The following is a 409-nucleotide window of genomic DNA, read 5'->3' as shown; positions in this document are numbered from 1 at the left end:
GGCCAAGGCCGGCGCGATGCCGTCAGCGGTTAGCGTTCGGCCGATCAGCGCTTTTTCCGCCGCCCTGGCGCGCATGGGCCGATCCGCCATGCAGCCGAGTGCGATCCGCGCCGAGGTCACCGAGCCATCCGACGACAGTTCCAGAGCACCGGCTATGCTGAGCACGGAGACGCCCTTGGGCTTGACCCTCGACACTTTCAGGAAGCGGAAACTGTCGGCCTTCGGAAGCGTGAAGCTCACGGAAGTGACGACGACGCGGCTGCCGCCCCGATTGGCCAGAAAAGTCTCGATCGGCGTTTCACCGTCATCGGTGCTGACCGTCGCATCGAGCGCCAGCAGGGCAACAGCGAAATCGCCATACGGGCTCGGGGCAAAAAGATTGCCGCCGACGGTCGCCATGTTGCGGATG

General features: G+C 65.0%; 1 protein-coding gene. It reads right to left on the bottom strand.

Going from position 1 to position 409, the window contains the following annotated elements; all coding sequences use genetic code 11:
• Window positions 1–409 (bottom strand): FAD binding domain-containing protein (locus tag EN969_RS35045; protein WP_206525399.1); only part of this gene is annotated, 409 nt, incomplete at both ends.

It is taken from the genome of Mesorhizobium sp. M7A.F.Ca.CA.003.01.2.1, assembly GCF_003998945.1.
Classification (GTDB): domain Bacteria; phylum Pseudomonadota; class Alphaproteobacteria; order Rhizobiales; family Rhizobiaceae; genus Mesorhizobium; species Mesorhizobium ciceri.
The sequence above is the reverse complement of the archived record's forward strand: the minus strand, read 5'-3'. Positions and strand labels throughout refer to the sequence as shown.